Source organism: Streptomyces sp. NPDC013317 (genome assembly GCF_055563155.1).
The window spans coordinates 304,783-330,487 of sequence record NZ_JBVHDX010000009.1 but is presented as its reverse complement, the minus strand read 5'-3'; the positions used below and the strand labels follow the sequence as shown (position 1 = coordinate 330,487).

Genomic DNA, 25,705 nt, shown 5'->3' with positions numbered 1-25,705 from the left:
CCTACGCCCCGTAGAACAGGTCCTCGACGACCGCCCGCGCGCGGCGCGTGATGCGCCGGTAGTCGTCCACCATCTCCCCGACCCGGCCCGGGCCGTAACCCAGGAACCGCCCGACCGCGGCCAGTTCACGCCCGTCCGAGGGGAAGGTGTCCCCCGGCCGCCCCCGTACCAGCATCACCGCGTTGCGGACCCGGGTCGCCAGGACCCAGGCCTCGTCCAGCGTCTCGGCCTCCTCGGTGGGGATGAGGCCCGCCGCGTGGGCGGCGGCCAGCGCCTCGCGGGTGCGGGTCGTGCGCAGGCCGGGCTCGGCCCAGCCGTGCCGCATCTGGAAGAGCTGGACCGTCCACTCGACGTCGCTCAGACCGCCCCGGCCGAGCTTGGCGTGGAGCGTCGGATCGGCCCCGCGCGGCAGCCGCTCCGTCTCCATCCGGGCCTTCAGACGGCGGATCTCGCGGACCGCGTCCTCGCCCAGCCCCTCGGCCGGATACCGCAGCGGGTCGATCAGCTCGATGAAGCGCGCGCCGAGATCCCGGTCGCCCGCCATCGTGTCGGCACGTAGCAGGGCCTGGCTCTCCCAGGCCAGCGACCAGCGCTGGTAGTAGGCCGCGTACGACTTGAGCGTACGGACAAGCGGGCCGCGCTTGCCCTCCGGACGCAGATCCGCGTCGATCAGCAGCGGCGGGTCGGCGGTGGGTACCTGGAGGAGCCGCCGGACCTCGGAGACGATCTGGTTCGCGGCCCTGGCCGCCTCCTGCTCGTCGACGCCCTCACGCGGCTCGTGCACGAACAGGACGTCGGCGTCGGAGCCGTAGCCGAGTTCGTGGCCGCCGAAACGGCCCATGCCGATGACGGCGAACCGGGTCGGCAGGGTGTCGCCCCAGCCCTCCCGTACGGCGGCCCGCACCGCGCCCGCGATCGTCGCCGCGTTGAGGTCGGTGAGCGCCCGTCCCACCCGGTCGACCAGCGCGCCGGGGTCGAGCTCACGGGGGCTGTCCTCCGTGCCGTACGAGCCGATCAGATCGGCCGCGGCCGTACGGAACAGCTCACGGCGGCGCACACCACGGGCCGCCGCGACCGCCTGCTCGGCACCGTCGGCGCGGCCGACCGCCGCGAGGATCTCCTGCTCCAGATGGTCCCGGCCGCGCGGCTTCAGGCCCTCCGGGTCGCCGAGGATCGCCACCGCCTCCGGCGCGCGCAGCAGCAGGTCGGGGGCCATCCGGCCGGCGGACAGGACCCGGGCGAGGTTCTCCGCCGCCGCACCCTCGTCGCGCAGCAGGCGCAGGTACCAGGGGGTCTTGCCGAGCGCGTCGGAGACCTTGCGGAAGCCGAGCAGTCCGGCGTCCGGATCGGCGGAGTCCGCGAACCAGCCGAGCAGCACCGGCAGCAGCGTCCGCTGGATCGCGGCCTTGCGGGTGACTCCGGAGGCGAGCGCCTCCAGGTGGCGCAGGGCGGCGGCGGGATCGGCGTACCCGAGCGCTTCGAGCCGCTGGCCGGCCGCCTTGGAACTGAGCCGGGCCTCGCCGGGGGTGAGCTGGGCGACGGCGTCGAGCAGCGGCCGGTAGAAGAGCTTCTCGTGCAGCCGGCGCACCACCGCGGCGTGCCGCTTCCACTCCTTGTTCAGCTCCGCGACCGGGTCGGTGCGCAGGCCGAGCGCGCGGCCGAGGCGGCGCAGGTCCGCCTCGCCCTCGGGGACGAGGTGCGTGCGGCGCAGCCGGTAGAGCTGGATGAAGTGCTCCATGGCGCGCAGGAAGCGGTACGCCTCGTCCAGCTGGGCCGCGTCGGCGCGGCCGACGTAGCCGCCCGCCGCCAGTGCCTTCAGGGCGTCGAGCGTCTTGCCGCTGTGCAGCGTCGCGTCACCGCGCCCGTGCACCAACTGAAGGAGCTGGACGGCGAATTCGACGTCACGCAGACCGCCGGGACCGAGCTTCAGCTCGCGGTCGACCTGGGCGGCGGGGATGTTGTCGACGACCCTGCGGCGCATCTTCTGCACGTCGGCAACGAAGTTCTCGCGCTCGGCCGCCTGCCAGACCAGCGGCGAGACGGCCTCGATGTACTCGGCGCCCAGCTCCGGATCGCCCGCCACCGCCCGCGCCTTGAGCAGCGCCTGGAACTCCCAGGTCTTGGCCCAGCGCTGGTAGTAGGCGAGATGGGAGGAGAGGGTGCGCACGAGCGGGCCGTTGCGGCCCTCGGGGCGCAGGTTGGCGTCGACGGGCCAGATGGTGCCCTCGACGGTCGTCTCGGAGCAGATCCGCATCAGATGGGAGGCGAGCCGGGTCGCCGCCTGCATCGCCTTCCCCTCCTCGGCGGCGTCCACGGGCTCGGCCACGAAGATCACGTCCACGTCGGAGACGTAGTTCAGCTCGTGTCCGCCGCACTTGCCCATGGCGATCACGGCGAGCCGGCAGTGGGCCGCGTCGGCGGGGGCGGCGGTACGGGCGATGGCGAGGGCGGCGCGCAGCGTCGCGGTGGCGAGGTCGGCCAGCTCGGCGGCGGTCTGGGCGACGTCGGCCGTGCCGCAGACGTCGCGGGCGGCGATGGCCAGCAGACAGCGGCGGTAGGCGACCCGCAGGGAGACGGCGTCGGTGGCCTCGGCGAGACCGCGCTCGAACTCGGCGACGCCCGGGTTCAGGTCGACGGCCTCGTAGGTGACGAGCGCCTGCCAGTCCCGGGGGTGCCTGGCCAGATGGTCGGCGAGCGCCTCGGAGGCGCCGAGCACACCGAGGAGCCGGTCCCGGAAGGGCTTGGCGGAGAGCAGCGTGGTGGTGAGTGTCTGGTGCTCCTCCTCGGGCTGCGCCTCGACGAGCCGGACGAGCCCCCGCAGGGCGAGGTCGGGGTCGGCGGTCGCGCCGAGCGCGTCGAGCAGTACGGAGTCGTCGCGCAGGGCGGACAGCTCGGGGAGGTCGAGCAGACGCCCGGCGTCGGACGGATCCGTGAACCCGTGCCTCAGCAGACGGCTGAAGGTACTGCTCCTGCGCCCCGGCCCCGTCATTCCGCCGCTCCCTCCAGCCGATCAAGCTCCGCGTTCGAGCGTATCCGCAGCGGGTGGCCGGGGCGCCCCGGGGCACGCTGTGGCCGCCACGGAGGAAGAGACCTGCGTTCCGCAACAGATCACACGTGACGCCTCGCACATTCCTCACCGTTCGCCTGCGATGAACCGTATTCCTTGTAGGTCCGTCTTCCTGACGCCGGCCCGTCCTCCCGACGCCGGCCACCGCCTGATCCGTTCTTTGAAAGCGCACACACAGCAGATGCCCGTCCGCCGCCGCCTCCGTCCTGTCTCCGTGCTGACGACCACCGCCGTCGCCGCCGGTTCCCTGGTGGGACTCCTCCAGCTGACCTCCGGCTCCGTCCTCGGCGCACCGGTGACCGGGACCCGGGCGGAACCCACGCCCGCGGTGAAGCCCGCCGAGCGGAACGCGGCGCAGCGGACCGGACGCGACGGCGCGGATCCGTCCCGTTCCCCCGGCGTCTCCGTGGCGCAGATCGTGGCGCACCCGGACGACGACCTCTACTTCATGAACCCGGACACGGCCCAGTCCATACGCTCGGGCCGGCCGCTGACCACGGTGTACCTGACATCCGGTGAGGCGGACGGCGTCAACGCGCCGCGCGGGGCCGCCGACCGGCCACTGCCGGACAAGGCCGGTTTCGCCGCCGCCCGCCAGAACGGCATACGCGCCGCGTACGCCGAGATGGCCACCGGCAGCCGCACCAGCGCCTGGGACAGGGTCTCCGTACCCACCGTCGGCGGCGGGGCCGCCGAACTGGACACCCTGCGCGCCGCGCCGCAGATCACCCTGGTCTGGCTCCAGATCCGCGAGGCGGGCGCCATCAGCGCCGACCGCCCGCACAGCCTGAACGGCCTGTGGAACGGCCGTGTCCCGGTCCTCGCGTCCCAGCGCGCCACGGGCACGCCGGTCACCACGGACTTCACGTACAGCAAGGACCAGGTGATCGAGGCGCTCACCGGGATCCTGAAGCGGGTACGTCCCACGTTCGTCCGGATGCAGGACCCGACGCCGGGCCTGCACCCGCACACCGGGGCCTTCACCGACCACCAGGACCACCTGTACGGCGCCCGGTTCACCCAGGCCGCCCTGGAGCGGTACGCCGCGTCGGCCGGGTCCCGACCGCACTTCGGCGTGCAGAACTACCTCGGCTACCCGACCGGCTCGCTGCCCCACACCCTCGACCCCGAGTCGGCGGACGCCAAGCTGCGCACCCTGCGGACGTACGCCTGGAGCGACGGGATCAACGACTGCGCCGACCCGGCCGGCTGCGGCGACCTCAAGGTCGCCCAGCGGCCCGCCGGGCAGGGCTGGACCCAGACCGTCCGGTACGCCCGGGGCACCTCCACCTCCTGGGTGCAGCGCGACACGGACGGCGCCCTGCACGCCTTCGCGGTGCTCGACGGACGCCTCGCGGTGTGGACGAAGGCCGGCGGCACGGCCGCCGAGTGGCAGGGGCCGGTGCTGCTCCCGGGAGCGGGCCTGGACAGCGGTGTGACGTCCGTACGGATTCCGGACGGCAGGATCGCCGTCTTCGGCACGCGGACGACGATCGGCGGATCGGCTCGGTCGTACGGGCGTGAGGTCGTGACGGCCGAGCAGACCGCCCGGGGCGGCGCGTTCGGGCCGTGGCGGTCGCTCGGCACACCGGAGAAGAGCGACGCCCGGGGCACCTCCGACATCAGCGCCCCGACGGTCGCGGTGGACGGGACCGGCCGGGCCACGGTGGTCGTGCGCGACAGCGGCCATCGGCTGACCGCCCGCGACCTGCGGCCCGACGGCGACTGGAGCCCGTGGCGCCCGCTCAGCGGGCCGGCCGCCGAGGCGGTCCACGGCGACCCGGTGGCCACCACGGACGCGGCGGGCCGCGTCCATGTCTTCGCGGGCACGGCGGCGACGGTCCTCACCTGGTCGCAGCCGCGGCCGGGCACCCCGCTCGGCGGACCGCGGCCGACCGGTCTGCCGGCGACGACCCTGGCGCTGAACGCGACCCCCTCCCCGGACGGGCAGGGCGTACGGCTCTGGTTCCGCAAGCCGGCCTCGGGCGACCTCCGCACGGCCGACCTCCCGGGCACGGGCGACGGGCCCGCCTCGCCGGTCACCGAGCTGGCGGGCGGCGTCGCGGGCTACGGCCCCGTGGGCGGCGGCCCCGGCATGCTGGCGGTCCGCTCCCGTACGGGTGTCCTGGCGACGGCCCCGGAGGCGCTCGGCCGCACGGGCCGGGGTCTGACGGCGGCGGGCACGGGCGGACGCACGAGCGCGGCGGCCCCACTGTGGACGCTGCACGACTTCCTCTTCTCGGGGGCGCCCGGCGGCGTCGTGGACGGGGTGGCGGCGGTCGGTCTGGACGGAAGGCTGCACTGGACGCCCGCGGTGCGATGAGTTCTCGGCGGGCCCGCGGTCCTCCGTACTGAGACGTGTGACCCGCAGCTCTGGAGAGGGAACCGCCATGACCCCGGAACCGACCCTGGACGCCCGTTTCAGTGACCCGAAGGCCCACCCCGCCGCATGGCCGGAGGCGGCCGAGCGGCTGGCCGGGGCCGAAGTCTTCTGGCTGACCACGGTCCGCCCGGAGGGCCGCCCCCATGTCACCCCGCTGATCGCGGTCTGGTCGCGGGACGCGCTGCACTTCTGCACCGGCCCCGACGAGCGCAAGGCGCGCAACCTGGCGGAGAACCGGGAGGTCGTCCTCACCACCGGCACGCCGTCGCTGGGTGAGGGCTTCGACCTGGTGGTGGAGGGCGAGGCGGTCCGCGTCACCGACGAGCCGCGGCTGCGGGAGCTGTCCGACGCGTACGTCGAGAAGTACGGCCCCGATTGGCGGTTCGACGTGCGCGACGGCGCCTTCGTGAGCGACGGTGGGACCGCCCTGGTGTTCGCCGTCGCCCCGCGCACGGTCTTCGGCTTCGCCAAGGGCGAGCCGTTCGGCCAGACCCGCTGGCGTTTCTGAGGAGACCCCCCATGAACTGGACGCTGGAAGTCGTCCTCGTCCCCGTGACCGACCTGGACCGGGCGAAGGAGTTCTACGGCGACAGGTGCGGTTTCACGATCGACCTGGACACCGAGGTCTCCCCCGGGATCCGGATCATCCAGGCGACGCCTCCGGGCTCGCGCTGCTCGATCTCGATGGAGAGCGGCATGCCCCCTATGCCCGGCACGAAGCCGATGACCCCGGGCGCCCTGCAAGGCCTCCAGCTCTGCGTGACGGACATCGAGGCGGCCCGCGAGGAACTGTCCGCCCGCGGTGTGGACGTCAGCCCGATCCGCCACGTGGGCGCGACGGGCTGGGAGGACGGCAAGGGCGAGACCTGGAACTCCTTCATGACCTTCACGGACCCGGACGGCAACGGCTGGGTGGTCCAGGAGGCCCCGTCGGAACTCTCGGAACGCTGACTGCTGAACCGGTGGCGGCCTCACGCAGGAGCCGGAGAACCAGAACCCGGCCGGTCACGCCCCGCGAGGACGTCGCATCCCCGCGGCGGCCACGACATCCTGTGCGGGGAACTCTCCGTACGAGCGGAATGTAGGATTCCGCCGATGCGCGAGATCGACATGTTCCACTCCATGGCCCGCGGCAGTGACCTCGGCCGGTTCCAGGCGGCTCCGGACACCCGTCCCGGTTCTCCGGCGGGTCTCCTGCCGCGCTGCGCCGCAACGGCCATCGACCTCGCCATCGCCGTCGCGGTCATTCTCGTTCCGCTGGTTGGTCTCGACCGGATTCTCACGGCCGCCGGAGTCGCCGACGGTGAAGCCGGTGCGATCTGGCGCACCACCGCCACCCTCTGGGTCATCGCCTTCTGCCTGCTCTACTCCCCGGTCAGCGTGTCCCGCCGGGGCGCGACTCCGGGCAAGCGGGCCCTGCGCCTCGAAGTGGTGCACTTCGAGACCGGTGAACGCATCGGCTACGGCGCGGCCGTCGCGCGGCACCTCACGAACCTCGTGGTGACCGGCATCCCGGTGCTGTGCGTCGCCAACGTCTCCTCGGTCAACCTCGGCAAGGACCGCCGCGGCATTCACGACAGGGCATCGCGCAGCGCGGTGATCCACCGCCGGTGACGGCACGGTCAGGGCGGACGGCGACGCCGGGGCCCGACGGCCCAGGGCCAGTGAGACGACTCAGGGCCGACGGTTCGCCACCGTCGGCCCTGAGTGTCGTTCCGGGGCGGTACCCGCCCTGACCTGCCCCTACAGCACCGGCAGGTTCTTCCGCAGCTCGAAGGCGGTGACCTCGGAGCGGTACTCCTCCCACTCCTGCTTCTTGTTGCGCAGGAAGAAGTCGAAGACGTGCTCGCCCAGCGTCTCCGCCACCAGCTCGCTCTTCTCCATCAGGGCGATCGCCTCGCCCAGGTTCTGCGGGAGCGGTTCGATGCCCATCGCGCGGCGTTCCGCGTCCGAGAGGGCCCAGACGTCGTCGTCCGCGCCCGCCGGGAGTTCGTAGCCCTCCTCGATGCCCTTCAGGCCCGCCGCCAGCAGGACCGCGTAGGTCAGGTAGGGGTTGGCGCCCGAGTCGATCGAGCGGACCTCGACGCGCGACGAGCCCGTCTTGCCCGGCTTGTACATCGGGACGCGGATCAGGGCCGAGCGGTTGTTGTGGCCCCAGCAGATGTACGACGGGGCCTCGCCGCCCGCGCCCGCGCTGCGGGCGGAGCCGCCCCAGATGCGCTTGTAGGAGTTGACCCACTGGTTGGTGACGGCCGAGATCTCGGCCGCGTGCTTCAGCAGGCCGGCGATGAAGGAGCGGCCGACCTTGGAGAGCTGGTACTCCGCGCCGGACTCGTAGAACGCGTTGCGGTCGCCCTCGAAGAGGGAGAGGTGGGTGTGCATGCCCGAGCCCGGGTACTCCGAGAAGGGCTTCGGCATGAACGTGGCCTGCACGCCCTGCTCCAGCGCCACCTGCTTCATGACCAGGCGGAAGGTCATGATGTTGTCGGCCGTGGAGAGCGCGTCGGCGTAGCGGAGGTCGATCTCCTGCTGGCCGGGGGCGCCCTCGTGGTGGGAGAACTCCACCGAGATGCCCATCGACTCCAGCATCGTGATGGCCTGGCGGCGGAAGTCCATGCCCACGTTCTGCGGGGTGTGGTCGAAGTAGCCCGAGTTGTCGGCCGGGGTCGGCTTCGTGCCGTCCAGCGGCTTGTCCTTCAGCAGGAAGAACTCGATCTCGGGGTGGGTGTAGAAGGTGAAGCCCAGGTCCGAGGTCTTGGCCAGGATGCGCTTGAGGACGAAGCGCGGGTCCGCGAAGGACGGCGAGCCGTCGGGCATGAGGATGTCGCAGAACATCCGCGCGGTGCCCGGGGCCTCCGCGCGCCACGGCAGGATCTGGAACGTGCTCGGGTCCGGCTTGGCGATCATGTCCGACTCGTAGACCCGGGCGAAGCCCTCGATGGCGGAGCCGTCGAAGCCGATGCCCTCGTCGAACGCCTGCTCAAGCTCGGCGGGCGCCACGGCCACCGACTTCAGGAAACCGAGCACGTCGGTGAACCACAGCCGCACGAACCGGATGTCACGCTCTTCGAGCGTCCGGAGCACGAATTCCTGCTGCTTGTCCATTTCCACACCCATCTTTGCTGGTCAGGCCGCCTGTTCCCACCGCCTCGGGCACATCGGGGGGCACCTGAGCATCCCACCACATGGTTTCGCGCACGTTGCACACCCATAGTGCCTGCTCGGGTGTGACTCAGGTAACGCCGGACCGGCCGGTTCCGTGTGTCTGTTCCCCTCACGGGCCGCCCGTACTTGCCCCCCGGATCCCCACTTCCGGCCCAGGGGCCACTACGATCTCCGCACATGGGGGGCCCTCCACTCGTACGCCTGTCCAGGCGCGCGCGTCCCATGGCACTGGCGAGTGCCGTGGCGACGCTCCTCGCCGCGCTCTTCGTCTGTCTGGGTGCCGGTGACACGGCCCCGGCCCATGACGAGACCGCGCGGGCGCACCACCGGGTCACGGCCGCCGTGAACACGTACGAGACCGAGTACGTCTGCCCGTACGACCGCGGCGACTGCTCGCTGTTCCCCTCCCTCAGCCCGGCGGTGCTCACCGCGCCGCCGCTCGACCCCCCGCAGCACGCGGAGGGCCGGCTCCCGGGCCCCGTACCGGCGTACCACTCCGGCCGGGCGCCCCGTCCCGGCGCGCAGTCCCGCGCGCCGGACCTGCACGTCCTTCAAGTACTGCGGACGTAGCCGGCGGGCCGCATCCATCCCCGCCCCCGGCTCACGCCCGACGCCTGATGCCGACCCCCCATCCGAGAAGGACGACATTCACATGGCCGCCAACCGCTCCGCCAACGCCGACCGCCGCGCCCGAATAGAGGAGATGCGCCGCGCCGAGCAGGCCCGCGAGCGCCGCAACCGCTTCATCACCATCGGTGTCTCCGCCGTCGTCGTCCTGGGCCTGGTCGGCTTCGGCGGCTACGTGCTCAACCAGCAGTCCGAGAAGAAGGAGCAGCAGGAGGCCGCCGCCAAGGCCCCCATCCAGGACGAGAAGTCCTGGGACGCGAAGAAGCTCGGCCGCAACCACGTGACGACCCCGGTCTCCTACGAGATGAAGCCCCCGGTCGGCGGTGACCACGACCAGGTCTGGCAGAACTGTGACGGCGACGTCTACAAGACGAAGATCGCCGAGATGAACGCGGTGCACTCGCTGGAACACGGCGCCGTCTGGGTCACGTACAACAAGAAGGCCGCCGAGGCCGATGTGAAGAAGCTGGCCGAGAAGGTCGGCAAGACCCCGTACTCGCTGATGAGCCCGGTCGACGACCAGACCGGCGCGATCATGCTGAGCGCCTGGGGCAAGCAGGTGACCGTGGACAGCGCGAGCGACCCGCGGGTCGACGCCTTCTTCACCAAGTACGTGCAGGGCCCGCAGACCCCCGAGCCCGGCGCGGCCTGCACCGGCGGTGTCGGGGCGACGCAGTGAAGCTGACCCGTACGCACGGGGCGTCGATCGCCGCCGTCGTCCTCGCGCTGCTCTTCGCCGGGGGCGCCGTCACGGTCGCCTCCGCCGAGCGGGAGGAGGCGCCGGAGTCCCCCGTGTCGGCCTCGGCGGACGCGGGCTTCGCCCGTGACATGGCCGTCCACCACCAGCAGGCCGTCGAGATGTCCTTCGTCGTCCGGGACCGCACCGAGGACGAGGAGGTGCGCCGGCTGGCGTACGACATCGCCAACACCCAGGCCAACCAGCGCGGCATGATGCTGGGCTGGCTGGACATGTGGGGCCTGCCGAAGGTCGAGTCCGGCACCGAGCCGATGACCTGGATGGGCATGGACGGGCACGGCGGCGGCGGTCCGCTCGACGGTGCGCTGATGCCGGGCATGGCGACCAAGACCGAGATGGAGCGGCTGCGCAAGGCCAGTGGCAGGGAGGCGGAGATCCTCTACCTCCAGCTGATGACCGACCACCACAAGGGCGGTGTGCACATGGCCCAGGGCTGTGTGGACAAGTGCTCCGTGGAGATCGAGAAGAACCTCGCGCAGGGCATGGTCGACGCCCAGGAGTCGGAGATCGCGCTGATGGCGGACCTGCTGAAGGCCCGGGGCGCGAAGCCGCGCGCCTGAGAGCCCGGGATCGGACGTACGCCACGGCCCCCGTGACCCCAGCGGTCGCGGGGGCCGTCGCGTACGCGGAGAATGGTGGGGGCTCGGGGACGTACGTACGACGACGTTTCTACGGAGGTACGCACCCCATGACCACGGCGAAGGACATCATGCACCCGGGGGCCCAGTGGATCCCCCGGCACGAGACGCTCGACCGCGCGGCGCAGCTGATGCGCGACCTCAATGTGGGCGCGCTGCCCATCGCCGACGAGCATGAACGGCTGTGCGGCATCATCACGGACCGCGACATCGTGGTCGGCTGTGTCGCCATGGGCCATGACCCGGCGAAGATGACCTGCGGAGAGATGGCGCACGGCACCCCGCGCTGGATCGAGGCGGGTTCGGACGTGAGCCAGGTCCTCGACGAGATGACGGGGCACCAGATCAAGCGGCTGCCGGTCATCGAGAACAAGCGTCTGGTGGGGATGATCAGCGAGGCCGACCTGGCGCAGCACCTGAACGACGAGCAGATCAAGGAGTTCTGCGCGACCGTCTACGCCTCCTCCTGATCCCGTACCGCGCGCGCCACGGCGTCCGGGCGGTCCCACATCATCAGATGGCCCGACGGTTCGACCGCCTCGTACCGGGCGCCGAGCCGTCGGGCCAGTGCGCGCTGGCGGCCGGCCCAGCGGGCGGAGCCGTCGGGGGCGGCGAGGACGGTGACGGGGCGTCCCGGCGGCAGCGGGAACCGCTCGCGCAGGGCGAGGAGTTCGGCGGCGACCGCGCGGTAGTGGGCGTTCTCCAGGAGCGTGCCGTGGAGCACGCGGGAGGTGGCGTACACGCGCCGGACGAGGTCGGCGGGTGCCGGGTCGCCGCCGCGGGCGCGGGAGAGCCGTACGGTGACGCGGCGGGCGGCGGGACCGAGGGCCGCCGGGGCTCCGGCGGTTGAGAGCAGGGTTCCGAGTCCGCGGGCGGCGGCGGTGCGCAGCGCGGGGGCGGCGGGGGTACGGGCGTGTTCCTCGACGGACGAGTCGACGAGCACGATCCCGGCGGTACGGCCCGGGTGGAGGCGCGCGAAGGCCTCCGCGTGGAACCCGGCGATGGAGTGTCCGACGACGGTGGCGGGCCCGGGCAGGGACAGCGCGTCCAGGAGGGCCGCGATGCGGTGGGCCTCGCCCGCGGCGCCGGGCGGGACGGCGGCCGGGGCGGAGAGGCCGTGGCCGGGGCGGTCGAAGCGGACGACCGTGCGGATGGGGGTGAGGAGCGGGACGACGGCGTCCCAGTCGAACCAGCTCATCCCGAGGCCGGCGCTGAGGACGCAGACGGGTCCGGCGCCCTCGACCACGGCGTGGTGGGCCACGCCCCCGACCCGTACGAACACGCTCAAGGTCTCTCCCTGGCCACGGAGACGGCGAGTACTCCGAGCCAGAGTGCCACGAGGAGGAGCTGGATCCGCTGGCCGACCCCCAGCCACCACAGACCCGCGCCCGCCTCGAAGGCGGCGACGGCCGCCAGGGTCCAGGCGGTGGCGGCGAGTTCGACGACGACGAGGACGGCGCCGGTACCGGCGAGGGGCCGCCAGATCCGGTAGCGGCGGGCGGCCAGGGTGAGGACGACCATGGCGGCCAGGGCACCGGCCATGGCGAGGCCGGAGCTGACGGAGTGCGCGGCGTGGGTGGCCGGGACGAGGCCGGAGGCCTCGCGGGCCGCGCACGCGGCGTCGACGGTGGGCGCGCAACTGAGCGGCAGCCGGGAGTCGGCGGCGGTGGCGGCGCCGAACAGCCCGAGGGCGAGCCACCCGAGGAGGACGAGGGAGCGCCGGGTCGTGGTGGGGTTGCGCCGGGTCGACCGGAGCGCCGTGACGGCCGCCGCGAGGAGGATCAGCCCGGCCGCGAGGTCGGTCGCGCGGAAGAGGGCGCCGAGCGGCTGGTCGGTGGCGGCGAGTTCGGAGACGTACGTCCGGACCGGGTCGAGACCGGTCCGGACGGCGACTTCGACGACCCAGGCGGTGTACGCGAGCGCGCCGAGGACGAGGAGGACCGCGGTGACTCGCGCGGCACTGCCGGGACGAGAAGGGGACATAGTGGTACGGATGTTAGGCGGACGGCCCCGGGCCGCGCCGGGCGGGGGTGGCGTCGCAGGGCCCGCGGCACGGCGCTCGGCGCGAGAGCCCCACCGGTTGTTCACAAAATCCCTGGCTCCTCCATAATCAGCTGGCTTAACGTCAACACCCTGACCATCTCGGAGGATGCCGCATGACCACGCCCACGAACGCCCCCGGCCAGAACCCCTGGGGGCCGCCGCCGACCGGTATGCCCGGGATGCCGCCGCAGCCGCCGTTCCAGCAGCCGCGCAACGGACTCGGGGTGACCGCTCTCGTCCTCGGCATCGTGGGCCTGCTCTTCGCGATCGTCCCGTTCCTGTTCTGGCTCGGCGGGATCCTCGGCCTGATGGCCCTGATATTCGGCATCATCGGCCACTCCCGGGGTCGCAAGGGCGAGGCGACGAACAAGGGCATGGCCCTGACGGGCCTCATCCTCGGCGGACTCGCCATCGTCGTCTCGGTCGTCTGGCTGATCGTCGTCGCCACGGCGGTGAAGGACATCAAGGACGACTTCGACAAGGAGATGGAGAAGCAGGGGAACGCCACCTCCGCTCCGGCCGAGCCCGGCGCGGAGCCCACGGACTCCGAGCCGACCGAGGCCGCACCGGCGGCGCTGAAGTTCGGTCAGACCTTCGCGTACGAGGACGGCATCAAGGTGACCGTCTCCAAGCCGCGCGCCTACAAGCCCGACCAGTTCGCCGCCGGGCACACCAAGGGCAACAGCGCGTTCCAGGTGACGGTCACGATCGTCAACGGCAGCAAGGAGACCCTCGACGTCTCCGGCGCCCTGGTCGACGCGAGCGACGCGGAGGGCTCGCGGGCCGAGCCGGTCTTCGACGGCAGCAACGCCACGGAGATGTTCCGGGGCAACGTGCTCCCCGGCAAGCAGGCCAAGGCCGACTTCGCCTTCTCGGTCGCTCCGGACGCGGACGGGGAGCTGCAGGTCCAGCTGAGCCCGACCATCCTGGAGCACGAGGAAGCGATCTGGGTCGGTCCGACGAAGTAGTCGGGCCCGGGACGTGACCGGCCCCAGGCCGGCGAAACAGCCGAACGCCCGGCCGAGCCGGGCGTTCGCCAGGACATAGCGTCGGTCTGACGATTACACTGGGCGGGTGCCTCAACTACGCCTCGCTCTGAATCAGATCGACTCGACCGTCGGCGATCTCGCCGGGAACGCCGAGGCGGTCGTCCACTGGACCCGGCACTCCGCCGAGCAGGGCGCGCATCTGGTCGCGTTCCCGGAGATGGTGCTGACCGGCTACCCCGTCGAGGACCTCGCGCTGCGCTCCTCCTTCGTCGAGGCGTCCCGGGACGCCCTGCGGGCGCTCGCCCGGCGCCTCGACACCGAGGGGCTCGGGGAGCTCCCCGTGATCGTCGGCTATCTCGACCGCTCGGACCGCGCCGTGCCGCGTCTCGGCCGGCCCGCCGGGTCCCCCGAGAACGCCGCCGCCGTGCTGCACCGGGGCGAGGTGGTGCTGCGCTTCGCCAAGCACCACCTCCCCAACTACGGCGTCTTCGACGAGTACCGCTACTTCGTCCAGGGCGACACCATGCCCGTCGTCCGCGTCCACGGCGTCGACGTGGCGCTCGCGATCTGCGAGGACCTGTGGCAGGAGGGCGGCCGGGTCCCGGCGGCCCGCAGCGCCCGCGCCGGGCTGCTCGTGTCGATCAACGCCTCGCCGTACGAACGGGAGAAGGACGACACCCGGCTCGAACTGGTCCGCAAGCGCGCCCAGGAGGCGGGCTGCACCACCGCCTACCTCGCGATGATCGGCGGCCAGGACGAGCTGGTCTTCGACGGCGACTCGATCGTCGTCGACGCGGGCGGCGAAGTCGTCGCGCGCGCCCCGCAGTTCTCCGAGGGCACGGTGATCCTCGACCTCGACCTGCCGGCCGCCTCCCCCGACGCCCCGGAGGGCGTCGTCGACGACGGGCTGCGGATCGACCGGGTGATCCTCTCCGATGAGCCGCTGCCCGCGTACGAGCCGGAACTGACCGGGGGCTACGCGGACCGGCTCGACGACGACGAGGAGGTCTACTCGGCGCTGGTCGTGGGCCTGCGCGCGTACGCGGCGAAGAACGGTTTCCGCTCGGTCCTCGTCGGCCTCTCCGGCGGCATCGACTCGGCGCTCGTCGCCGCGATCGCCTGTGACGCGGTGGGCGCGCAGAACGTGTACGGCGTCTCGATGCCGTCGAAGTACTCCTCGGACCACTCGCGCGGCGACGCCGCCGAGCTGGCCCGCCGCACCGGACTCAACTTCCGTACGGTGTCGATCGAGCCGATGTTCGACGCGTACATGGGCGCGCTCGGACTCACCGGTCTCGCGGAGGAGAACCTGCAGTCCCGGCTGCGCGGCACGATGCTGATGGCGATCTCCAACCAGGAGGGCCACATCGTCCTCGCGCCGGGCAACAAGTCCGAGCTGGCGGTGGGGTACTCGACCCTGTACGGCGACTCGGTGGGCGCGTACGGCCCCATCAAGGACGTCTACAAGTCGACCGTGTTCCGGCTGGCGCGCTGGCGCAACCGGGCGGCCGAGGAGCGGGGCATGACCCCGCCGATCCCGGAGAGCTCGATCACCAAGCCGCCGAGCGCCGAGCTGCGGCCGGGTCAGGTCGACACCGACTCGCTGCCGGACTACGACGTGCTGGACCGGATCCTCGCGCTGTACGTCGACCGGGACCAGGGCAAGGACGCCATCGTCGCGGCCGGCTTCGACGAGGAGCTCGTGGCGCGGACGCTGCGGATGGTGGACACGGCGGAGTACAAGCGGCGCCAGTACCCGCCGGGCACCAAGATCTCGGCGAAGGGCTTCGGCAAGGACCGGCGCCTGCCGATCACGAACCGCTGGCGGGAGACGACGAGCCGCTGACCGCTCGTTCGGCGGCCGGGGCGCCTCCCGTGACGACGCGGGAGGCGCCCCCGTCCGTCCGGGCACGGTCCAGCAGGCCCGCCACGGCGGCGATCGCCAGGCCGAGGACGGCGAGGACGGCGCCGACGAGGGTCGGGGACGTCCAGCCCCAGCCGGTCGCGACGGCCGCGCCGCCCGCCCAGGCGCCGCCCGCGTTGGCCAGGTTGAACGCGGAGTGGTTGGAGGCGGAGGCCAGGGTCGGCGCGTCCTTGGCCTTGTTCATGACGAGCATCTGGAGCGGGGTGGTGGTCATGAAGCCGACGGCGCCGAGGACGACGACGGTCACGAGCGCCAGCCACGGCACGTGGATCGTGAAGCGGAAGGCGACCAGGACGAGCGCGAGCGCGGTGAGCGAGCCGTACAGCGTGGGCCGGAGCGCCCGGTCGGTGAGCGGACCCGCGGCGAGCGCGCCGGCCGTCATGCCGATGCCGAAGAGGGCGAGGACGAGGGTGACGGAGGACTCGGCCAGACCCATCACCTCGGTGGTCATCGAGGCGAGGTAGGAGTAGACGGCGAAGACGCCCGCGAAGCCGAAGACCGCGGTGAGCAGGCCGAGCAGGACCTGCGGCCGGCCGAGGGCGCGCACCTCGCGGCCCAGGCTCTGGCGTTCGTCGACGGGGACGTACGGCACGAGCCGGGCGAGCGCCGCCATGGCCAGCAGGCCGATGACGGTGACGACGAGGAAGGTGGCCCGCCAGCCGAGGTGCTGGCCGAGGAGGGTCGCGGCCGGTACGCCGAGGATGTTGGCGACCGTGAGCCCCAGGAACATCGTGGCGACCGCGCGCGCCTGGCGGCCCTCGGCCACGAGCCGGGCGGCGACGACGGCGCCGACGCCGAAGAACGCGCCGTGCGGGAGCCCGGCCAGGACCCGGCCCGCGACCAGCCAGCCGAAGCCGGGGGCGAGCGCGGACGCCAGGTTGCCGACGACGAACAGCGCCATCAGCGCGAGCAGCGTCTTCTTGCGCGGCACGCGGGAGCCGAGGGCGGTGAGCAGCGGCGCGCCGATGACGACGCCGATCGCGTACGCCGAGACCAGGTGGCCGGCGGTGGGGACAGAGGTGCCGAGGTCGCCGGCGACGTTGGGCAGCAGGCCCATCATCACGAACTCGGTGGTGCCGATGCCGAAGGCGGAGACGGCGAGCGCGAACAGCGCCAGGGGCATGGGGGAAGCCTTTCCAGGGAATAGTTCTTCGACTGAACAAATACTCTCAGGCGAAGTGTTCCCGGCGGCCTCCCCCAGGTTTCGGGAAGGTTGCGACCCGGCCGCGGATCAGAGCCGGACGCGCGCCGCGATCGGCAGGTGGTCGCTGTTCGTCTCCGGCAGGGTCCACGAGGACATCGGCTCGACGCCCTTCACCAGGATCTGGTCGATCCGCGCCATCGGGAACGAGGCGGGCCAGCTGAAGCCGAAGCCGTCGCCCGAGGCGCCCTGCGTCGAGCGCATCTGGGCGGTGACGGCGTTGAGCGAGCGGTCGTTCATGGTGCCGTTGAGGTCGCCGAGCAGCACGACCCGCTCGTGGGACTCCGCGGCGATGGCCTCGCCCAGCAGGTTCGCGCTGTTGTCGCGCTGGTTGGCGGTGAAGCCCGCGTCCATCCTGACCCGTACGGACGGCAGGTGGGCGACGTACACGGCGACCTCGCCGCCGGGCGCGGAGACCGTGGAGCGCATCGCCCGGGTCCAGCCCATCCCGATGTCGACGGCGTCGGTGCCGTGCAGCGGGTACCTGCTCCACAGGCCGACCGTGCCCTGCACCGCGTGGTACTTGTACGCCCCGGCCAGGCCCTTCTCGTAGACCGGGACCATCTCGCCCTTGAGCTCCTCCAGGGCCACCACGTCCGCGCCGGACTCGGCGATCTGGCGGGCCGTGCCCTCGGGGTCGGGGTTGTCCGCGTTGACGTTGTGGGTGGCGACGGTGAGGTCACCGCCCGCCTCGGACTTGTCGGTGATCAGCCCGCCGAAGAGGTTCACCCAGACCACGGCCGGCAGGAGCAGGGCGATCAGCGCGGTCGCCGAGCGCCGCAGCAGGGCCAGGACCAGCAGAACCGGCAGGAAGACGCCCAGCCAGGGCAGGAACGTCTCGTTGAGGCTGCCCAGATTGCCGATCCGGTTGGGGATCTCGGCGTGGAAGGCCATCGCCAGCGTGAGCAGCACCGCGCAGACGGCCAGCAGGATGCCCCGGCGCCAGATGCCCCGGTCCCCGCGGAGGCGGTCGAGCGCCGATCGGAACCGGGACCCGGAGCGCTCGTCCCGGCCGCCGCCGTTCTCCGTCTCCGCCATGTCCACCCGCGCCATCACTCAGTCCTCACTGCCTTGCCGTCGTGCTGCCGTGCCCCGCGACCCGACGTCGACACTAGGTGATGCCGGGGCCGCGGTACTGCCACGAGGGACGACAGGGCCGCGCGGCGGGTTCCCGTCGCGGGTGCGGGGCGGGGTGGCTGTGACAGAACGCGCACATTCGTACGTACGCCCCGAAATTCCACCGTTGCGGCGGTGTGAACAGCGCCACTTCGCCGCACTTCCCCCCTCGCCGGGGGAAGTGCCACCATGGACGTGGTCCGGGGACGCCGTCAGGGCGCCTCGAGATGACGAAGGAGCCGTTCACCATGACGCTTCAGCCTGCCCCGAAGCAGTCCCCCGACAGCAGCAAGGCGCTGTACGGAGGCAAGGGCACGCGCCGTATCACGGTCCACGACATCAGCGCGGCGAAGGCCCGCGGCGAGAAGTGGCCGATGCTCACCGCCTACGACGCCATGACCGCGTCCGTCTTCGACGAGGCCGGCATCCCGGTCGTCCTCGTCGGCGACTCCATGGGCAACTGCCATCTCGGCTACGACACCACCGTGCCCGTCACGATGGACGAGATGACCCTCCTGTCGGCCGCCGTCGTACGGGGCACCAAGCGCGCCCTCGTCGTCGGCGACCTCCCCTTCGGCTCGTACCAGGAAGGGCCCGTCCAGGCCCTGCGCAACGCGACCCGGCTCGTCAAGGACGCGGGCGTCGGCGCGATCAAGCTGGAGGGCGGCGAGCGTTCGCTGCCGCAGACCGAGCTGCTCGTCCAGGCCGGGATCCCGGTCATGTCCCACCTGGGCCTGACCCCGCAGTCCGTCAACACCATGGGCTACCGGGTGCAGGGCCGCAGCGACGAGGCCGCGCACCGGCTGCTCAGCGACGCCAAGGCCGCCCAGGACGCGGGCGCCTTCGCCGTCGTCCTCGAACTCGTACCGGCCGAGCTGGCCGCCGAGGTCACCCGCTCCCTGCACATCCCGACGATCGGCATCGGCGCCGGTCCGCACACCGACGCCCAGGTCCTCGTCTGGACCGACATGGCCGGTCTGACGGGCGGCAAGGTGCCGCGCTTCACCAAGCAGTACGCGAACCTCCGCGCGACCCTCGGCGACGCCGCCCGGGCCTTCGCGGAGGACGTCGCCGGCGGCGAGTTCCCCGCCGAGGAGCACACCTTCCACTAGGAGGACCGCTCGACCGGGGCACCCCGGGACACCCGGCCGCGGGCCGCGCGAGACGTCTTCGCGTGGCCCGCGGCCGACCGCTTTCCCGGGCCCGGCAGGCTCTCCGGGGCCGCTGGCGGGTGCTTCCCTGGAGGGCGCGGGCGCCGTTCCGACAGCTGTCGGGACGGCTGTCGGACAGCTGTCGGTCGTCTGTCGGTGCGTTGTCAGTGGCGGCTGGTCTGATGGTGGCCATGACGCGATCCGCACACAACGCCGTCGAGGTACGAGGCCTCGTGAAGCACTACGGCGAGACGAAGGCCCTCGACGGGGTCGACCTGGACGTCCGGGAGGGCACGGTCCTCGGCGTGCTCGGCCCGAACGGCGCCGGCAAGACCACCCTCGTCCGCTGCCTGTCCACCCTCATCGTCCCGGACTCCGGGACCGCCACCGTCGCCGGCTACGACGTGGTGAAGCAGCCCCGGCAGCTCCGCCGGACGATCGGGCTCACCGGCCAGTACGCCTCGGTCGACGAGAAGCTCTCCGGCTGGGAGAACCTCTACATGATCGGGCGGCTGCTCGACCTCTCCCGCACGGACGCCCGGCGCCGCGCCGACGACCTCCTGGAGCGGTTCTCGCTGACCGAGGCGGCCAAGCGGCCCGCGATGCAGTACTCCGGCGGCATGCGCCGGCGGCTCGACCTCGCCGCCTCCATGATCGGGCAGCCCGCCGTGCTCTACCTGGACGAGCCGACCACCGGCCTCGACCCGCGCACGCGCAACGAGGTCTGGGACGAGGTGAAGCGGATGGTCGCCGAGGGCGTGACCGTGCTGCTCACCACGCAGTACATGGAGGAGGCGGAGCAGCTCGCGAGCGAGCTGACCGTCATCGACCGCGGCAAGGTCATCGCCAACGGCAAGGTCGGCGAGCTCAAGGCCCGCGTCGGCGGCCGCACGCTCACGATCCGCCCGGTGGACCCGGCCGACCTGCCCGCGATGGCCTCGGCGCTGCGCGAGTCGGGCCTGGACGGCATCGCCGGCTCGACCGTCGTCCCGGACGAGGGCGCGCTGTACGTGCCGATCCTGAGCGACGAGCAGCTGACCGCCGTCGTGGGCCTGCTGGGCACGCGTGGCTTCGGCATCGCCCACATCGGCACGCACCTGCCCAGCCTGGACGAGGTCTTCCTCGCCATCACGGGCGAGAAGACCACCGTTTCCGACACGACCCCCGAGGAGGTCGCCGCGTGAGCACCACGACGACCACAGAGCTCACCAAGGCCCCGGTCGAGGCGCCGGGCCCCGCCCCGAAGCGCCCGGCCCCCGGCGACGAGGGCCGGATCGGTCTGCGCGCCAACCTCCGCCACATCGGTGCCCTGGCCCGGCGGAACGCACTGCAGATCAAGCAGGATCCGGAGTCGATGTTCGACGCGGTCCTGATGCCGATCATCTTCGTCCTGCTCTTCGTGTACGTCTTCGGCGGCGCGATCTCCGGCAAGGGCAACAACGACGCGTACGTCAACTACGTGGTCCCGGGCCTGATGGCGATGATGGGCATGAACATCGCCATGGCCGTCGGCGTGGGCATCAACGACGACTTCAAGAAGGGGGTCATGGACCGGTTCCGGACGATGCCGATCGCCCGGTCCTCCGTCCTCATCGCGAAGATCGTCGTCGAGATCGGCCGGATGCTGATCGCCACCGCGATCCTCCTCGGCATGGGCTTCCTGCTGGGCCTGGAGATCAAGGGCTCGATCCTGGAACTCTTCGGAGCCATCGGTCTGTCGATGGTCTTCGGCGCCTCGCTGATGTGGATCTTCATCCTGCTCGGTCTCGCGTTGAAGACGGCCCAGGCCGTCCAGGGGATGGCCATGCTGGTCCTGATGCCGCTGCAGTTCGGTTCCTCGATCTTCGCCCCGCCGACCTCGATGCCCGGCTGGCTGGAGGCCTTCACCGACTACAACCCGCTGTCGAACCTCGCCGACGCCGCCCGCGCCATGATCAACGGCACGCCGGTCGGCGACTCGGTGTGGATGACGCTCGGCTGGGCCGTGGCGATCACGGCCGTCACGGCGCCGCTCGCGGTCGCCAAGTTCCGCAAGAAGACCTGAGCCTAGACGGGCCCGTCGATCGCGTCGGCGCGGGCGAGCAGGGCGGTGGCCTCCTCCAGGGAGAGGCCACCGCCTTCGGCATACGCGGCCTCGAAGGCCTCGTCGCCGAGGACGGACCGGGCGAGCGCCGTGGCCCGCTCCAGGTTCTCCCGCTCGGGCGGCGAGAGCAGATGGCTCTCGGGAAGCAGGCCCGGCACGGCACCGAGCAGCCGGGCGCCGACGGTCGCGCCGGGCCCGCCGAGACCGGCGACGGCCCAGGCGCCGGTGACCACGTGGAGGGCCGGCATCTGCGGGGCGACCATCAGCGAGAGCGTGCCCAGGGACCGGTCCAGGGCCTCCCGGGCCAGGGTCAGCGCCGAGGCGTACCGACCGTCGAGGTTGTCCAGCCAGGCCAGGCTGCCGAGGGTGAACCCGGCGAAGATCGACAGCGTCTCCGAGCTGAAGTCCTCCAGCAGTACGGTCAGTTGCTGCCGGGCCTCGGCCGTGCGGCCGGTGCGGCCGAGCAGCATCGCCAGGAACAGCCGGGCCGCGAGCGCCGGTTCGTGTCCGCGGTTCTCGCCGTCCGCCAGGACCTCGCGGAGGATCGCCTCCGCCTCCTTCGCCCGGCCGGTCACCCCGAGCATGTCCGCGTAGCGGGCGCGCAGCACGGCCTTCTGGGTCTGGGCGCCGATCCGCTCCGCGTAGCCGATGGCCGCGGCGAAGTCCTCGGCCGCTCCCTCGTACCGGCGCTGTCGCTCGCGTGCCTCGCCGCGCGAGGAGAGCGCTTCGGCCGCGCCCCAGGCGTCGTCGAGGCGGACGAAGATCTTCAGGCTCTCCTCGGCGTCGGCGGCCGCGTCGGCCGCCAGGTCGGACCGGTTGGCCAGCAGGTTGGCGCGGGTCTGGAGGGCGTTGGCGAGCTCCCAGTCGTAGCCGTAGGTGCGGCACGCCTCGACCGTGGCGTCGAGGACCTCCCGCATCCTGCCGCCCTCCCCGACGAGCAGGACGGCGAAGACGGCGAAGGAGCCGGGCAGCCGGCAGGTCTGGGGAAGCCCGGGCCGGTAGACGGCGTTGATGCGGCGCAGCCGCTCCGTGCCCTCCAGGCTGGTCCACCCGCCCCGCTCGTAGTCCATGTTGAGCAGCTCGATCAGCCGCACCCCTCTGCGGGCCTCCAGGAGCTGCTCCTCGCTCAGCGGTGGCGGCGCGGCGGTGCAGGGCTCGTGGAGCGGTACGGCGGGGGTGGCGGGCGGCGCGAAGGGGTCGGGTCCGAGGGCGGCCACCTCCTCCGCCCAGTGCAGGGCGTCGGCGCGCAGATCGCGCAGCTGCCAGTACCAGACGAGACAGTGGACGAGCACGAGCGCCTCGTGCTCGTCCCGTACGGCGACGGCGCGGCGCAGCGCGGTGCGCAGGTTGTCGTACTCGGTACGGAACCAGGTCATGGCGCGGCGCTGGCCGCCGCCTCGGAGCTCGGGGTCGGTGACGCGGGCGAGTTCGCGGTAGTGGACGAGGTGGCGCCGCTCGGTCTCGGCGCGCTCCCCCGCCTCGTCGAGACGCTCGCCGGCGTATTCGGCGACGGTCTCCAGGAGGCGGTAGCGCATCGTTCCGTCATCGGCGGGTGCGGCGACGACCAGCGACTTGTCGACGAGCGAGCCGAGTACGTCGAGCATCTCGGCGCGCGGCGCGCCGGCTGTGCGGACGGGTTCGGTGGGGACGGGTTCCGTGGGGGCGGGTTCCGTACAGACCGCCTCCGCCGCCTCCAGGTCGCAGCCGCCCGTGAACGCGGACAGGCGGCGCAGAACGGCCCGTTCGGGCGCGTCGAGCAGGTCCCAGGACCAGTCGACCACCGCGCGGAGGGTCTGCTGGCGGGGCAGGACGGTGCGGGCCCCCGAGGTGAGCAGAAGAAAGCGGTCGTCGAGGCGGTCGGCGATCTGGCGCGGTGTCAGCAGGCGTAGCCGCGCCGCCGCGAGCTCGATCGCGAGCGGGAGGCCGTCGAGGCGCCGGCAGATCTCGGCGCACGCCTCGGGGTCGTCGTCCGGGTCGAAGCCAGGGCGGGCGGCGGCGCCCCGCTCGCCGAGCAGGCGCAGCGCGCTCGCCGGGGGCAGCGGCTCCACCGGGCGCAGGAACTCGCCGGGGACGCCGAGCGGTTCGCGGCTCGTGGCGAGGACGGTCACGCCGGGGCAGCGGGCGAGGAGGGACTCCGTGAGGGCGGCCGCCGCGTCCACGACGTGTTCGCAGTTGTCCAGGACGAGCAGCAGGCGGCGGGCGGCGCAGTGCTCGACGAGGCGGCCGAGGGGGGTGTCGGTGCCGCGCAGCTCCTCCGCGCCCGCGCCGCGCAGCACGGTCTCGCGCGCTCCGACGGCGCCGAGCACGGCCTCGACGACGGCCTCGGGGTCGGTGACGGGGGCGAGTTCGGCGAGCCAGACGCCGTCGGGCCAGGCACCGGCGTCGGCGGCGCGCTCGGCGCCCTCCTGCGAGAGCCGGGTCTTCCCGGCCCCGCCGGGGCCGAGGAGGGTGACGAGCCGGCTCCCGCGCAGGTCGTCCCGGAGCTGGGCGATGTCCTGCTCGCGCCCGACGAAACTCGTGAGCCGCGCCCGCAGGTTGCCGGGGCGGGCGGCCGGCACGGCGGACGGCCCCCCATCGGCGAGGGCCTGCCCGGAGAGCACTTCCCGAGGCCGCCAGGCCCCGCCCCCGGAGGCCGCGACCCCGGCTCCGGTGGCCCCGGTAGCGGGGCTGGACGCACCCGGTCCGGAGCCGGGAGCCGGCGGAAACGCATCCGGGGTCCCGCCGGGACCACCGGCGGGGCCCTGCCCCGTGACCGTCGGGGCGCCGGAGCCCCCGCGCCTCGCGGTCCCCGCGGGACCCCCGGTCCCACCCGCCCCCGCCGGCTCGGCGGCCCCTCCGGGCTCGCCCGGCGCCGAGCCGGTGGCCGACGGGACTGTGGTCGCGTGGGGCCCGCGGGCGCCGGATCCGCCCCGTCCCGCGGTGTCGTGGTCCCGCTCCTGTCCGGGGGACAGGAGGTCCGCGTGGAGGGCGGTCAGGAGCGGCGAGGGGGTCGTGCCCAGACGGTTCGCCAGTTCGCGGCGGACGGCCTCGTAGGCGGCGAGCGCCTCCGCCGCGCGACCCGTGTCGCGCAACGCCCGGATGCGCAGGGCCTGGAGGGGTTCGTCGAGCGGGTGCGCCTCGCACAGGGCGGCGAGTTCGGGCAGGACGGACGACCCCTCCCCGAGCGCGAGCGCCGCCTCGAAACGGGCCCGGCGCACGTCGAGGCGGCGGGTCTCCCAGCGGGCCGCCTCCGCCGTGCGGTCGGGCAGGTCGGCGAAGGCGGGCCCCCGCCACAGTCCCAGGGCCTCGTCGAGCAGCCCTGCCGCGCGCCCCGGGTCGCCGGTGCCCAGGGCCCGTACCCCCTCGCCCGCCAGCCGTTCGAAGCGCTGCGCGTCCACGTCGTCGGGGGCGGCCACCAGCCGGTAGCCGCCGGGGGACGACTCCACCGCGTCCCGGCCGAGCGCCCGCCGCAACCGCCCGACCAGGGCCTGGAGCGCGGCGGCGGCGTCGGCCGGCGGGTCCCCGGCCCACACCTCGTCGACGAGGACGGAGACGGGCACCGTGCGTCCCGCCCGCAGGACCAGCACGGTCAGGAGCGCCCGCAGGCGGGCCCCGCCGAGCGCGACGGGGGTGCCGTGGGCGGTGTGGACCTGGGCCGGACCGAGGACGGAATAGCGCACAGGCCCTATTCTCCGTGAGCCGGGGATCGTCCCAGGAACTCACCCCCGCCCCGGCACGTTTCCCGCACAGACCTCGCCATCGCCCCAGGGAGTCCCGCCCATGACCACGGCCACCACCCGCAGGCACGAGCGCAGGATCAGCCCGGTCTTCCTGGCGATCCTCGCCGTCATGGCGGTCACCGGCTGGGCCGTGTGGACCGGCTTCGCCGCCTCCCCCGGGGTGGCGATCTTCCTCTTCGTGACCTCGGCGTGGATCGTCTCGCTCTGTCTGCACGAGTACGCGCACGCGCGGACCGCGCTGCACGGCGGGGACATCACGGTCGGCGCGAAGGGGTACCTCACCCTCAACCCGCTCGCCTACACCCATGCGGTGCTGAGCATCATCCTGCCGGTGCTCTTCGTGATCATGGGTGGCATCGGTCTGCCGGGCGGCGCGGTCTTCATCGAGCAGGGCCGGATCAAGGGGCGCTGGAAGCACAGCCTCATCTCGGCGGCGGGCCCGCTGGCGAACGTCCTGTTCGCGATCGTCTGTACGGCCCCGTTCTGGCTGGACGCCCTGGACGGCGTCCCGCTCGCGTTCCGGTACGCGCTCGCGTTCCTGGCGTTCCTCCAGGTGACGGCGGCGCTGCTGAACTTCCTGCCGGTGCCGGGCCTCGACGGCTACGGGGTGGTCGAGCCCTGGCTGTCGTACCGGATCAAGCGGCAGATCGAGCCGTACGCGCCCTACGGCTTTTTCGTGGTGATCGCGCTGCTCTTCGTCCCGGCGGTCAACGGCGCGTTCTTCGACACGATCGACGCGCTGATGCGGGCGCTCGGCGTGCCGGAGCTCTCCCGCTACTGCGGCTCGAACCTCTACCGCTTCTGGCAGGAGACGCCGGAGCTCTGCGAGGTCTGAGGGCCCC

At 72.8% G+C, this 25,705-nt stretch carries 21 protein-coding genes; 14 read left to right on the top strand and 7 right to left on the bottom strand.

What is annotated here, in order from left to right:
- Nucleotide 1: 1 nt before the first annotated feature.
- Nucleotides 2-2,989 carry a bifunctional [glutamine synthetase] adenylyltransferase/[glutamine synthetase]-adenylyl-L-tyrosine phosphorylase gene (locus tag ACZ3IJ_RS24285; protein ID WP_467471366.1) on the bottom strand — a complete coding sequence of 996 codons (2,988 nt, stop codon included), beginning with the start codon at nt 2,987-2,989 and terminating at the stop codon, nt 2-4.
- Nucleotides 2,990-3,281: 292 nt separating this feature from the next.
- Between ACZ3IJ_RS24285 and ACZ3IJ_RS24280 the strand changes: the two genes are divergently transcribed.
- The 4 genes from ACZ3IJ_RS24280 (at nt 3,282) to ACZ3IJ_RS24265 (ending at nt 7,064) form a co-directional block, all read left to right on the top strand.
- On the top strand, nt 3,282-5,390 hold the full coding sequence (locus tag ACZ3IJ_RS24280) for a PIG-L family deacetylase (protein WP_467471365.1): 2,109 nt from the start codon (nt 3,282-3,284) through the stop codon (nt 5,388-5,390).
- Between the two features lie 67 nt (nt 5,391-5,457).
- On the top strand, nt 5,458-5,958 hold the full coding sequence (locus ACZ3IJ_RS24275; protein WP_467471363.1) for a pyridoxamine 5'-phosphate oxidase family protein: 501 nt from the start codon (nt 5,458-5,460) through the stop codon (nt 5,956-5,958).
- Between the two features lie 11 nt (nt 5,959-5,969).
- Nucleotides 5,970-6,401, top strand: a complete 432-nt coding sequence (locus tag ACZ3IJ_RS24270; protein ID WP_467471362.1) for a VOC family protein — start codon at nt 5,970-5,972, stop codon at nt 6,399-6,401.
- A 144-nt stretch (nt 6,402-6,545) separates the two neighbouring features.
- The gene (locus ACZ3IJ_RS24265; protein ID WP_467471360.1) at nt 6,546-7,064 is read left to right on the top strand and encodes an RDD family protein; all 519 of its coding nucleotides are present in this window, start codon (nt 6,546-6,548) and stop codon (nt 7,062-7,064) included.
- Nucleotides 7,065-7,193: 129 nt separating this feature from the next.
- Here the strand turns inward: ACZ3IJ_RS24265 and ACZ3IJ_RS24260 are convergent, their stop codons facing one another.
- Nucleotides 7,194-8,555: a glutamine synthetase family protein gene (locus ACZ3IJ_RS24260; protein WP_352188302.1), complete on the bottom strand. Its 1,362-nt coding sequence runs from the start codon at nt 8,553-8,555 to the stop codon at nt 7,194-7,196.
- A gap of 282 nt (nt 8,556-8,837) precedes the next feature.
- Here ACZ3IJ_RS24260 and ACZ3IJ_RS24255 point away from each other — a divergent pair, with 282 nt between their 5' ends.
- From ACZ3IJ_RS24255 to ACZ3IJ_RS24240, 4 genes are all read left to right on the top strand, one after another.
- On the top strand, nt 8,838-9,185 hold the full coding sequence (locus tag ACZ3IJ_RS24255; protein WP_467471358.1) for a hypothetical protein: 348 nt from the start codon (nt 8,838-8,840) through the stop codon (nt 9,183-9,185).
- 82 nt (nt 9,186-9,267) lie between these two features.
- Entirely contained in the window at nt 9,268-9,921 is a 654-nt protein-coding gene (locus tag ACZ3IJ_RS24250) for a DUF3105 domain-containing protein (protein WP_467471356.1), read from the top strand.
- 2 nt (nt 9,922-9,923) lie between these two features.
- Entirely contained in the window at nt 9,924-10,559 is a 636-nt protein-coding gene (locus ACZ3IJ_RS24245; RefSeq protein WP_467471421.1) for a DUF305 domain-containing protein, read from the top strand.
- Nucleotides 10,560-10,687: 128 nt separating this feature from the next.
- A complete protein-coding gene (locus ACZ3IJ_RS24240) occupies nt 10,688-11,107 on the top strand; it encodes a CBS domain-containing protein (protein ID WP_467471355.1) in 420 nt (139 codons plus the stop codon).
- Here ACZ3IJ_RS24240 and ACZ3IJ_RS24235 read toward each other — a convergent pair.
- The gene (locus ACZ3IJ_RS24235) at nt 11,092-11,925 is read right to left on the bottom strand and encodes an alpha/beta fold hydrolase (RefSeq protein ID WP_467471353.1); all 834 of its coding nucleotides are present in this window, start codon (nt 11,923-11,925) and stop codon (nt 11,092-11,094) included. The two genes, ACZ3IJ_RS24240 and ACZ3IJ_RS24235, sit on opposite strands and share 16 nt — an antisense overlap.
- The gene (locus ACZ3IJ_RS24230) at nt 11,922-12,620 is read right to left on the bottom strand and encodes a DUF998 domain-containing protein (protein WP_467471351.1); all 699 of its coding nucleotides are present in this window, start codon (nt 12,618-12,620) and stop codon (nt 11,922-11,924) included. The genes ACZ3IJ_RS24235 and ACZ3IJ_RS24230 overlap by 4 nt, the downstream gene beginning before the upstream one ends.
- A 173-nt stretch (nt 12,621-12,793) precedes the next feature.
- Between ACZ3IJ_RS24230 and ACZ3IJ_RS24225 the strand changes: the two genes are divergently transcribed.
- Both ACZ3IJ_RS24225 and ACZ3IJ_RS24220 read left to right on the top strand, forming a co-directional pair.
- Complete coding sequence (locus ACZ3IJ_RS24225) at nt 12,794-13,648, top strand: DUF4190 domain-containing protein (RefSeq protein ID WP_467471349.1); 855 nt, start codon at nt 12,794-12,796, stop codon at nt 13,646-13,648.
- 106 nt (nt 13,649-13,754) lie between these two features.
- On the top strand, nt 13,755-15,515 hold the full coding sequence (locus ACZ3IJ_RS24220) for an NAD+ synthase (protein ID WP_467471347.1): 1,761 nt from the start codon (nt 13,755-13,757) through the stop codon (nt 15,513-15,515).
- On the opposite strand, the gene ACZ3IJ_RS24215 is transcribed toward ACZ3IJ_RS24220, so the two are convergent.
- The gene (locus ACZ3IJ_RS24215; RefSeq protein WP_467471345.1) at nt 15,481-16,716 is read right to left on the bottom strand and encodes an MFS transporter; all 1,236 of its coding nucleotides are present in this window, start codon (nt 16,714-16,716) and stop codon (nt 15,481-15,483) included. The genes ACZ3IJ_RS24220 and ACZ3IJ_RS24215 overlap by 35 nt on opposite strands.
- A 108-nt stretch (nt 16,717-16,824) precedes the next feature.
- The gene (locus tag ACZ3IJ_RS24210; RefSeq protein WP_467471343.1) at nt 16,825-17,847 is read right to left on the bottom strand and encodes an endonuclease/exonuclease/phosphatase family protein; all 1,023 of its coding nucleotides are present in this window, start codon (nt 17,845-17,847) and stop codon (nt 16,825-16,827) included.
- A 311-nt stretch (nt 17,848-18,158) separates the two neighbouring features.
- Between ACZ3IJ_RS24210 and panB the strand changes: the two genes are divergently transcribed.
- The 3 genes from panB (at nt 18,159) to ACZ3IJ_RS24195 (ending at nt 21,105) form a co-directional block, all read left to right on the top strand.
- The gene (panB, locus tag ACZ3IJ_RS24205) at nt 18,159-19,022 is read left to right on the top strand and encodes a 3-methyl-2-oxobutanoate hydroxymethyltransferase (RefSeq protein ID WP_467471341.1); all 864 of its coding nucleotides are present in this window, start codon (nt 18,159-18,161) and stop codon (nt 19,020-19,022) included.
- Between the two features lie 230 nt (nt 19,023-19,252).
- Nucleotides 19,253-20,245, top strand: coding sequence for an ATP-binding cassette domain-containing protein (locus ACZ3IJ_RS24200; protein WP_467471339.1), 993 nt, complete (start codon nt 19,253-19,255; stop codon nt 20,243-20,245).
- Nucleotides 20,242-21,105 carry an ABC transporter permease gene (locus ACZ3IJ_RS24195; protein ID WP_467471337.1) on the top strand — a complete coding sequence of 288 codons (864 nt, stop codon included), beginning with the start codon at nt 20,242-20,244 and terminating at the stop codon, nt 21,103-21,105. Before ACZ3IJ_RS24200 ends, ACZ3IJ_RS24195 begins: the two co-directional genes overlap by 4 nt.
- 2 nt (nt 21,106-21,107) lie before the next feature.
- Here ACZ3IJ_RS24195 and ACZ3IJ_RS24190 read toward each other — a convergent pair whose 3' ends face one another.
- Complete coding sequence (locus ACZ3IJ_RS24190; protein ID WP_467471419.1) at nt 21,108-24,812, bottom strand: AfsR/SARP family transcriptional regulator; 3,705 nt, start codon at nt 24,810-24,812, stop codon at nt 21,108-21,110.
- 91 nt (nt 24,813-24,903) lie between these two features.
- On the opposite strand from ACZ3IJ_RS24190, the gene ACZ3IJ_RS24185 reads away from it, so the two are divergent.
- Complete coding sequence (locus ACZ3IJ_RS24185; protein WP_467471335.1) at nt 24,904-25,698, top strand: site-2 protease family protein; 795 nt, start codon at nt 24,904-24,906, stop codon at nt 25,696-25,698.
- Nucleotides 25,699-25,705 lie beyond the last annotated feature (7 nt).

What these genes read in the sequence shown, in the direction of transcription:
- ACZ3IJ_RS24230 (WP_467471351.1), bottom strand. Translation starts at nt 12,620, where the DNA reads ATGTCCCCTTCTCGTCCCGGCAGTGCCGCGCGAGTCACCGCGGTCCTC.
- ACZ3IJ_RS24210 (WP_467471343.1), bottom strand. Translation starts at nt 17,847, where the DNA reads ATGGCGCGGGTGGACATGGCGGAGACGGAGAACGGCGGCGGCCGGGAC.
- ACZ3IJ_RS24260 (WP_352188302.1), bottom strand. Translation starts at nt 8,555, where the DNA reads ATGGACAAGCAGCAGGAATTCGTGCTCCGGACGCTCGAAGAGCGTGAC.
- ACZ3IJ_RS24285 (WP_467471366.1), bottom strand. Translation starts at nt 2,989, where the DNA reads ATGACGGGGCCGGGGCGCAGGAGCAGTACCTTCAGCCGTCTGCTGAGG.
- ACZ3IJ_RS24265 (WP_467471360.1), top strand. Translation starts at nt 6,546, where the DNA reads ATGCGCGAGATCGACATGTTCCACTCCATGGCCCGCGGCAGTGACCTC.
- ACZ3IJ_RS24185 (WP_467471335.1), top strand. Translation starts at nt 24,904, where the DNA reads ATGACCACGGCCACCACCCGCAGGCACGAGCGCAGGATCAGCCCGGTC.
- ACZ3IJ_RS24250 (WP_467471356.1), top strand. Translation starts at nt 9,268, where the DNA reads ATGGCCGCCAACCGCTCCGCCAACGCCGACCGCCGCGCCCGAATAGAG.
- panB (WP_467471341.1), top strand. Translation starts at nt 18,159, where the DNA reads ATGACGCTTCAGCCTGCCCCGAAGCAGTCCCCCGACAGCAGCAAGGCG.
- ACZ3IJ_RS24270 (WP_467471362.1), top strand. Translation starts at nt 5,970, where the DNA reads ATGAACTGGACGCTGGAAGTCGTCCTCGTCCCCGTGACCGACCTGGAC.
- ACZ3IJ_RS24240 (WP_467471355.1), top strand. Translation starts at nt 10,688, where the DNA reads ATGACCACGGCGAAGGACATCATGCACCCGGGGGCCCAGTGGATCCCC.
- ACZ3IJ_RS24200 (WP_467471339.1), top strand. Translation starts at nt 19,253, where the DNA reads ATGACGCGATCCGCACACAACGCCGTCGAGGTACGAGGCCTCGTGAAG.
- ACZ3IJ_RS24255 (WP_467471358.1), top strand. Translation starts at nt 8,838, where the DNA reads ATGGCACTGGCGAGTGCCGTGGCGACGCTCCTCGCCGCGCTCTTCGTC.
- ACZ3IJ_RS24225 (WP_467471349.1), top strand. Translation starts at nt 12,794, where the DNA reads ATGACCACGCCCACGAACGCCCCCGGCCAGAACCCCTGGGGGCCGCCG.
- ACZ3IJ_RS24275 (WP_467471363.1), top strand. Translation starts at nt 5,458, where the DNA reads ATGACCCCGGAACCGACCCTGGACGCCCGTTTCAGTGACCCGAAGGCC.
- ACZ3IJ_RS24215 (WP_467471345.1), bottom strand. Translation starts at nt 16,716, where the DNA reads ATGCCCCTGGCGCTGTTCGCGCTCGCCGTCTCCGCCTTCGGCATCGGC.